Source organism: Streptomyces sp. NPDC059957 (assembly GCF_042730015.1).
In the GTDB taxonomy this organism is placed as follows: Bacteria; Actinomycetota; Actinomycetes; order Streptomycetales; family Streptomycetaceae; genus Streptomyces.
In genome coordinates, this window is the sequence record NZ_JBHWMB010000015.1 from 126,202 (window position 1) to 133,284 (window position 7,083).

General features: G+C 69.3%; 7 protein-coding genes. 6 read left to right on the forward strand and 1 reads right to left on the reverse strand.

The window, feature by feature from the left end; genetic code table 11:
• Nucleotides 1–4: 4 nt before the first annotated feature.
• From thrC to groL, 4 genes are all read left to right on the forward strand, one after another.
• Nucleotides 5–1,330, forward strand: a complete 1,326-nt coding sequence (gene thrC / locus ACFWBW_RS13235; RefSeq protein ID WP_385371347.1) for a threonine synthase — start codon at nucleotides 5–7, stop codon at nucleotides 1,328–1,330.
• A 35-nt stretch (nucleotides 1,331–1,365) separates the two neighbouring features.
• Entirely contained in the window at nucleotides 1,366–1,644 is a 279-nt protein-coding gene (locus tag ACFWBW_RS13240; RefSeq protein ID WP_266907411.1) for a MoaD/ThiS family protein, read from the forward strand.
• 393 nt (nucleotides 1,645–2,037) lie between these two features.
• Nucleotides 2,038–2,244: a cold-shock protein gene (locus tag ACFWBW_RS13245; RefSeq protein WP_008743607.1), complete on the forward strand. Its 207-nt coding sequence runs from the start codon at nucleotides 2,038–2,040 to the stop codon at nucleotides 2,242–2,244.
• 373 nt (nucleotides 2,245–2,617) lie between these two features.
• Nucleotides 2,618–4,240 carry a chaperonin GroEL gene (gene groL, locus ACFWBW_RS13250; RefSeq protein WP_385371351.1) on the forward strand — a complete coding sequence of 541 codons (1,623 nt, stop codon included), beginning with the start codon at nucleotides 2,618–2,620 and terminating at the stop codon, nucleotides 4,238–4,240.
• 115 nt (nucleotides 4,241–4,355) lie between these two features.
• Here the strand turns inward: groL and ACFWBW_RS13255 are convergent, their stop codons facing one another.
• On the reverse strand, nucleotides 4,356–4,853 hold the full coding sequence (locus tag ACFWBW_RS13255; protein WP_385371354.1) for a Uma2 family endonuclease: 498 nt from the start codon (nucleotides 4,851–4,853) through the stop codon (nucleotides 4,356–4,358).
• A 216-nt stretch (nucleotides 4,854–5,069) separates the two neighbouring features.
• Here ACFWBW_RS13255 and ACFWBW_RS13260 point away from each other — a divergent pair, with 216 nt between their 5' ends.
• Together ACFWBW_RS13260 and ACFWBW_RS13265 are read left to right on the forward strand one after the other, a co-directional pair.
• Entirely contained in the window at nucleotides 5,070–5,687 is a 618-nt protein-coding gene (locus tag ACFWBW_RS13260) for a phosphoribosylanthranilate isomerase (RefSeq protein WP_385371357.1), read from the forward strand.
• Between the two features lie 667 nt (nucleotides 5,688–6,354).
• Nucleotides 6,355–6,987, forward strand: coding sequence for a hypothetical protein (locus ACFWBW_RS13265; protein WP_385371359.1), 633 nt, complete (start codon nucleotides 6,355–6,357; stop codon nucleotides 6,985–6,987).
• Nucleotides 6,988–7,083 lie beyond the last annotated feature (96 nt).

Below are 7,083 nucleotides of genomic sequence, written 5' to 3' on the forward strand. Positions count from 1 at the left end.
CATCATGGCTGCACAGTCTGTCGCAACCTCTGCCGAAACCGTTGAAAACACCGGCGTTGAAACCAGCACCGCCGGCACCTCTGTCGATCTCGGTCCCGCCACCGGCCTTTCCTGTCGTGAGTGCGGTACCCGCTTCGAGCTCGGCCCGATCTTCGCCTGCGCCGAGTGCTTCGGCCCGCTCGAAGTCGCCTACGACCTGCCGCTGGGCGACCCGGAAGCCCTGCGCGCCGCCATCGAGGCCGGCCCGAACAACATCTGGCGCTACGCGCCGCTTCTGCCCGTCCCGGCGGACGTGGCCTCCAAGCCGAGCCTGAACCCCGGCTTCACCAAGCTCGTGGACGCGGCCAACCTGGCCAAGGAGCTCGGCGTCACCGGCAAGCTGTACGTCAAGGACGACTCCGGCAACCCGACGCACTCCTTCAAGGACCGCGTCGTGGCCATCGCCGTCGAGGCCGCCCGCGCCTTCGGCTTCACCACCCTCTCCTGCTCCTCCACCGGCAACCTGGCCGGCGCCGTCGGCGCCGCGGCCGCCCGTGCCGGTTTCCGCTCCTGCGTGTTCATCCCGCACGACCTGGAGCAGGGCAAGGTCGTCATGGCCGGTGTCTACGGTGGCGACCTCGTCGGCATCGAGGGCAACTACGACGACGTCAACCGCTTCTGCTCCGAGCTCATCGGCGACCCGCTGGGCGAGGGCTGGGGCTTCGTCAACGTCAACCTGCGCCCGTACTACGGCGAGGGCTCCAAGACCCTGGCGTACGAGATCTGCGAGCAGCTCGGCTGGCAGCTGCCCGACCAGATCGTCATCCCGATCGCGTCCGGCTCGCAGCTCACGAAGATCGACAAGGGCCTGCAGGAGCTGATCAAGCTCGGCCTCGTCGAGGACAAGCCGTACAAGATCTTCGGTGCCCAGGCCGAGGGCTGCTCGCCCGTCTCGACCGCCTTCAAGGCCGGTCACGAGGTGGTCCGCCCGCAGAAGCCGAACACCATCGCCAAGTCGCTGGCCATCGGCAACCCGGCGGACGGCCCGTACGTCCTGGACATCGCGCGGCGCACCGGCGGCTTCGTCGAGGACGTCAACGACGAGCAGGTCGTCGAGGCCATCAAGCTGCTCGCCCAGACCGAGGGCATCTTCGCCGAGACCGCGGGCGGCGTGACCGTCGGCGTGACGAAGAAGCTCGTCGAGAACGGGCAGCTCGACCCCACGCTGACCACCGTGATCCTGAACACCGGTGACGGCCTCAAGACCCTGGAGGCGGTGGCCGAAGGTGGTGGCCAGACCGCCACCATCCGCCCCAGCCTGGACGCGTTCCGCGCCGCCAACCTGGCCTGATCTTCTTACCTGCACACCGGAAGGGCAGTAGCACCATGAGCGTCAACGTCCGCATCCCCACCATCCTGCGCACCTACACCGGCGGTCAGGCCGAGGTCCCCGCCGAGGGCGCGACCCTCGAAGAGGTCATCCAGTCCCTGGAGGCGAGCCACCCCGGCATCGCCGCGCGCGTCCTGGACGACCAGGGCAAGCTGCGCCGCTTCGTGAACGTCTACGTCAACGACGACGACGTGCGCTTCGAGGGCGGGCTGCAGACGTCCACCCCGGACGGCGCCGGCATCTCGATCATCCCCGCCGTCGCGGGCGGCTGCTGAGCAGCCAACGGCTCGTAGAAACTGAATTGCCCCCTCCGTTACTAAACGGAGGGGGCAATTCTGCTTGGTTGGGCGCGGTAGGGTTGGGGAAGTCCCCTCCGCTGTTCTTGCCCGCCGCATATGAGCGGGCCGCGCGAGGGTTGACATTGAGTCAACATGCAAGTGCGCTATGGGTCGTTGGCCTGGTTTGCCCGGCCCGAGTTGCCCAGGAATATTCCGGGTTTTCACCCTATTTCAATCTTTTGCCGTGTCCAGAATTCTCGTCGGAATGACCTGTTGCAGACAGCAGCGGTGCGGATACATTCAGCCCCGGTCGAGGCGTTCCGGCGCAAGTTCTGACCCGGGACCGCGAAGTGCGGTCCTGCGCAAGGGCCAGTAATAGGGGAGTTAGGCATGGCTCAGGGCACCGTCAAGTGGTTCAACGCGGAGAAGGGCTACGGCTTCATCGCGGTCGACGGTGGTGCGGATGTGTTCGTCCACTACAGCGCCATCCAGATGGACGGGTACCGCACCCTTGAAGAGGGTCAGCGGGTCGAGTTCGAGATCTCGCAGGGCCAGAAGGGTCCGCAGGCGGACATGGTCAAGCTCGCCGCCGGCTAGTCCGAACGCGATCGATCGACCACCGACACGTACGGGGCCGCGCACAGCGGCCGCGCACGACGGCACAACGGCATATGTACGAGGGGCCCACATCCTGGACACGGGATGCGGGCCCCTCGTGCGTGGCGGTTCCGGCGCCCTTGCGGCGCCTGGGTGTTCATCCCGGGTTGCCCGAAGCCGCTTGCACTCGGGGTGGTCGAGTGCTAATCATTGGCGTTAGCACTCTCCAGGTGAGAGTGCTACCTATACGAGGACCGGGTCAGTGAGGCCCGCAGGGTCCGGCGGGAAGAAACCGCCGGGCACGCAGGCCGTCCGTCGCGGGCGCGGGCGCGGTCCGGGAGCAATCCACCGCTGTCCGGGAGGACCACTTCAGATGGCCAAGATCATTGCGTTCAACGAGGAGGCCCGGCGCGGTCTCGAGCGAGGCATGAACCAGCTCGCCGACGCCGTCAAGGTCACCCTTGGCCCCAAGGGTCGCAACGTCGTCCTTGAGAAGAAGTGGGGCGCCCCCACGATCACCAACGATGGTGTCTCCATCGCCAAGGAGATCGAGCTCGAGGACCCGTACGAGAAGATCGGCGCCGAGCTGGTCAAGGAAGTCGCCAAGAAGACGGACGACGTCGCCGGCGACGGTACGACCACCGCCACCGTCCTCGCCCAGGCGCTCGTCCGCGAGGGCCTGCGCAACGTGGCCGCCGGTGCGAACCCGATGGCCCTCAAGCGCGGTATCGAGAAGGCCGTCGAGGCCGTCTCCGCCGCCCTGCTGGCGCAGGCCAAGGATGTCGAGACCAAGGAGCAGATCGCTTCCACGGCCTCCATCTCCGCCGCCGACACCCAGATCGGCGAGCTCATCGCCGAGGCCATGGACAAGGTCGGCAAGGAAGGCGTCATCACGGTCGAGGAGTCGCAGACCTTCGGCCTGGAGCTCGAGCTCACCGAGGGCATGCGCTTCGACAAGGGCTACATCTCGGCGTACTTCGCCACCGACATGGAGCGCATGGAGTCGTCCCTCGACGACCCGTACATCCTGATCGTCAACTCCAAGATCGGCTCGGTCAAGGACCTGCTGCCGCTCCTGGAGAAGGTCATGCAGTCCGGCAAGCCGCTGCTGATCATCGCCGAGGACGTCGAGGGCGAGGCGCTCTCCACCCTCGTCGTCAACAAGATCCGCGGCACCTTCAAGTCCGTCGCCGTCAAGGCTCCGGGCTTCGGCGACCGCCGCAAGGCCATGCTCGGCGACATCGCCATCCTCACGGGCGGCACGGTCATCTCCGAGGAGGTCGGCCTCAAGCTCGAGAACGCCGGTCTCGACCTGCTCGGCCGCGCCCGCAAGGTCGTCATCACCAAGGACGAGACGACCATCGTCGACGGCTCCGGTGACAGCGACCAGGTCCAGGGCCGCGTCAACCAGATCCGCGCCGAGATCGAGAACTCCGACTCGGACTACGACCGCGAGAAGCTGCAGGAGCGCCTGGCGAAGCTCGCCGGCGGTGTCGCGGTCATCAAGGCCGGCGCCGCGACCGAGGTCGAGCTCAAGGAGCGCAAGCACCGCATCGAGGACGCCGTTCGCAACGCGAAGGCGGCCGTCGAAGAGGGCATCGTCGCCGGTGGTGGCGTGGCCCTGCTGCAGGCCTCCTCGGTCTTCGAGAAGCTCGAGCTCACCGGCGACGAGGCGACCGGCGCCAACGCCGTCAAGCTCGCGCTGGAGGCCCCGCTCAAGCAGATCGCCGTCAACGGTGGTCTCGAGGGTGGCGTCGTCGTGGAGAAGGTCCGCAACCTGCAGATCGGTTGGGGCCTGAACGCCGCGACCGGCGAGTACGTGGACATGATCGCGGCCGGCATCATCGACCCGGCGAAGGTCACCCGCTCTGCCCTGCAGAACGCGGCGTCCATCGCGGCTCTCTTCCTCACCACCGAGGCCGTCATCGCCGACAAGCCCGAGAAGGCCGGCGCCGCTGCCGGCGGCGGCATGCCGGGCGGCGACATGGACTTCTGATCCACCCCCGGGCTCCGGCCCGAAGGTAGATCGGCTGTTCGCACCACGCATCACGTACCGAGGGCGGCACCCTCTCCTGACGGAGGGGGTGCCGCCCTCGGGCGTTTGCGGGGTCCTAGAAGCCGGTGGTGTCGATGTCGAAGTCGAACGGTTCCGGGACGTGCAGGGGCTCGCCGAACGAGACCGTCTTGCGGGAGCGATATCCGTGCGGGGAGGGGTCCCAGAAGCAGGTGATCTCCGAGTCCTGCATGTCGACGATCAGGTAGACGGGGACGAGCGAGCCGTACACGTCCAGCTTCTCGTTCCAGTCGGCGTCCTTGGTGGAGACGGACGTGAACTCTCCGACCAGCGACAGCGCCGCTCCGTCCGCGTGCAGGCCGTCCTCGTCGAAGGCAGCCTCGTCCGCGACGTACAGGTCCGGCCCGTAACCGCGCTCCGCCGCCGCGAACCGGAAGAGGAAGGGAGAGGTGTCCGCGAAGTGCCCCTCGGGGACGTGTGCCTGGAGCTGCTCGCGCAGGAGACGCATGCGACGGGAGTAGCGCAGCTTGGAGAACGGCGACACGATGATCTTCCCCCGGATGAGCTCGGCCTTGAAGCCGACTGGTGTGTCCATCTCCGCAACGGTCTGCAGGAGGTTTTCGAACGTCGGTGGCGCCGACAGCGTGTCTATGGGTGTGGCCCGCTCGGTCATGATCGTCACCGTCGTCCTCCGGATGGCGCGCTGTGCCCCTGAATGTGTGCCTCGTCCCAGGCTAGCGGCGGGTAGACCCCTGTGCCCGGCCTATGGGACGGGCCGCCGTCGGCCTGTGAGCTTTGGTTGACTGCAGACATGACTGATGTGTTCGTCAAGATCTGCGGGCTCAAGACCGCGCACGACGTCGAGGTCGCCGTGGCCGCCGGAGCCGATGCCGTCGGCTTCGTGTTCGCGCCCGGGAGCCCGCGTACGGTCGACGCCGCCACCGCGCGGGAGCTGGCCGCGGGGGTGCCGGACGGGGTGCTGACCGTAGGGGTGTTCCGCGGGCAGTCCGTCGCCGAGGTGCGGCGCTTCACCGAGGAGAGCGACGTACGGGGCGTGCAGCTGCACGGCGAGGAGGGCCCGGAGGACTTCGCGGCGCTGCGCGCGGAGGGCCGCACGCTGCTGCGGGCCACGGCGCAGCACGTGGAGCGCTGCGGTGAGTACGGCGAGGACCTGCTGCTCCTCGACGCCCCGGACCCCGGCTCCGGCAAGCCGTGGAACTGGGGCTCGGCGGAGTTCACCGCCCCCGCGGGCCGCTGGCTGCTGGCGGGCGGTCTGACCCCGGCGAACGTGGCGGAGGCCCTCACGGTCACCGGCGCCTGGGGCGTGGACGTCTCCAGCGGCGTGGAGAGCGAGCGCGGCGTGAAGTCCCCGGACCTGATCCGCGCCTTCATCACGGCGGCCCGCACCGCGAGGCCCCGCCGGGTCTGACCCGCGGGACCTGCTCGGCCGCCCGGCGTTCGAGCACCGGGGTCCGGCCTATTCAGCCGTCCGGCGTTCGAGGACCGGGGGCTGGGGCGGAGCCCCGGGGGTCCGGGCGCAGCCCGGTGCCCCTTCCAGCGCGCCGGCGTTCGAGGCGCGGGTCCGGGCAGCGCCCGGGGAACGGGCGAAGTGCGGCTAGGGCCTGTCGTCAAACTCCCGTCTGCCTCGCGGCGTCTGGCACGCACTCTCGCCGCACCGGGCGAAAGCCCACGTACGTCCAGTACGCGAACTTCCGCCCGGCACGCCGAGAGCACGCACCAGACGCCGCAAGGCCGCCCTGCGGGCGACGACGGGAGTTTGACGACAGGCCCTAGGGGACTCCGCCCCGCAGGGTCCAGCCACCCGCGGCAGACCCGCGACGGGCGGCCCCCGGCCCAATGCCCCCGGCGCCGCTCCCGCCCCTGGCCCCCGCCCCCGGCCCAAGGCCAAGGCACGCGGCCGCAGACAGCCCCCCGCCCCCGCCCGGGAGCCGGCCGCGCCACGCCCGGACGCGCGGGACGGGGGTGTGGATCCGCTGCGCCGTCCGGCCGCTCGCCGCCGGTGTCGCCGGGGAACGGGCCACCGCGGATGGTCGGCTGTCCGACGGTCAGTCGTCCCCAGCGAAAGGTGGTCCCCGGTGAAGCGAGCCCGTTTCCTCGCCGCGGTCGTCCCGTCCCTGCTCACGGCCGCGCTCGCGGCCACCGCGATGAGCGCGCCCGCCACGGCCGCGCCCCTGCCGAAGCCGAAGCTCCCGGTCCCGCACTGCTTCGGCACCGACGGGACCGACCTCAACGAGTTCTACGGCGTGAAGGAGCGGATCGTAGGCCCGCCCACCTGCCGCGAGATCTACGCCAAGGAGAAGTGGGTCAGGATCACGCCGGGCTGGAGCACGGCGTCCAGCGCCGCGGTGGCCGTCTACCCGGCCGGTTATACGCCGTCCGAGACCAACCCGATCGACGACTTCAACTCCAAGTTCGTCAGCGCCACGTACGTCACCGACATCGGCACGCCGCAGGAGAAGCGCCACACGTTCAAGAAGAAGGAGGTCCTGCGGACCGGCTTCTTCGGCCCCGACGGCCTTCCCTACTCGGCCACCGTCTCGCCGCCGTTCAAGGCGCCGGACCTCGGCCCGCACACGCACACCGTCCTCTTCACCCTCAGTGCCGAGCACTGCGACGGCCTCGGGACGGACCGGGAGGCCAGCTGCCTGCCCGCAGGCACCTTCTCCTACACGGGGGACACCGCCATCACGGTGGTCCCGGCGCCGTAGCCCGTCTAGTGCTGTGACCGGGAAGGTTCACCGGGTCGCGACGCCCGGCACGGCGCCTCGCCGCGTTGTCGGACCACGGAAGTACGTCCGGTACGA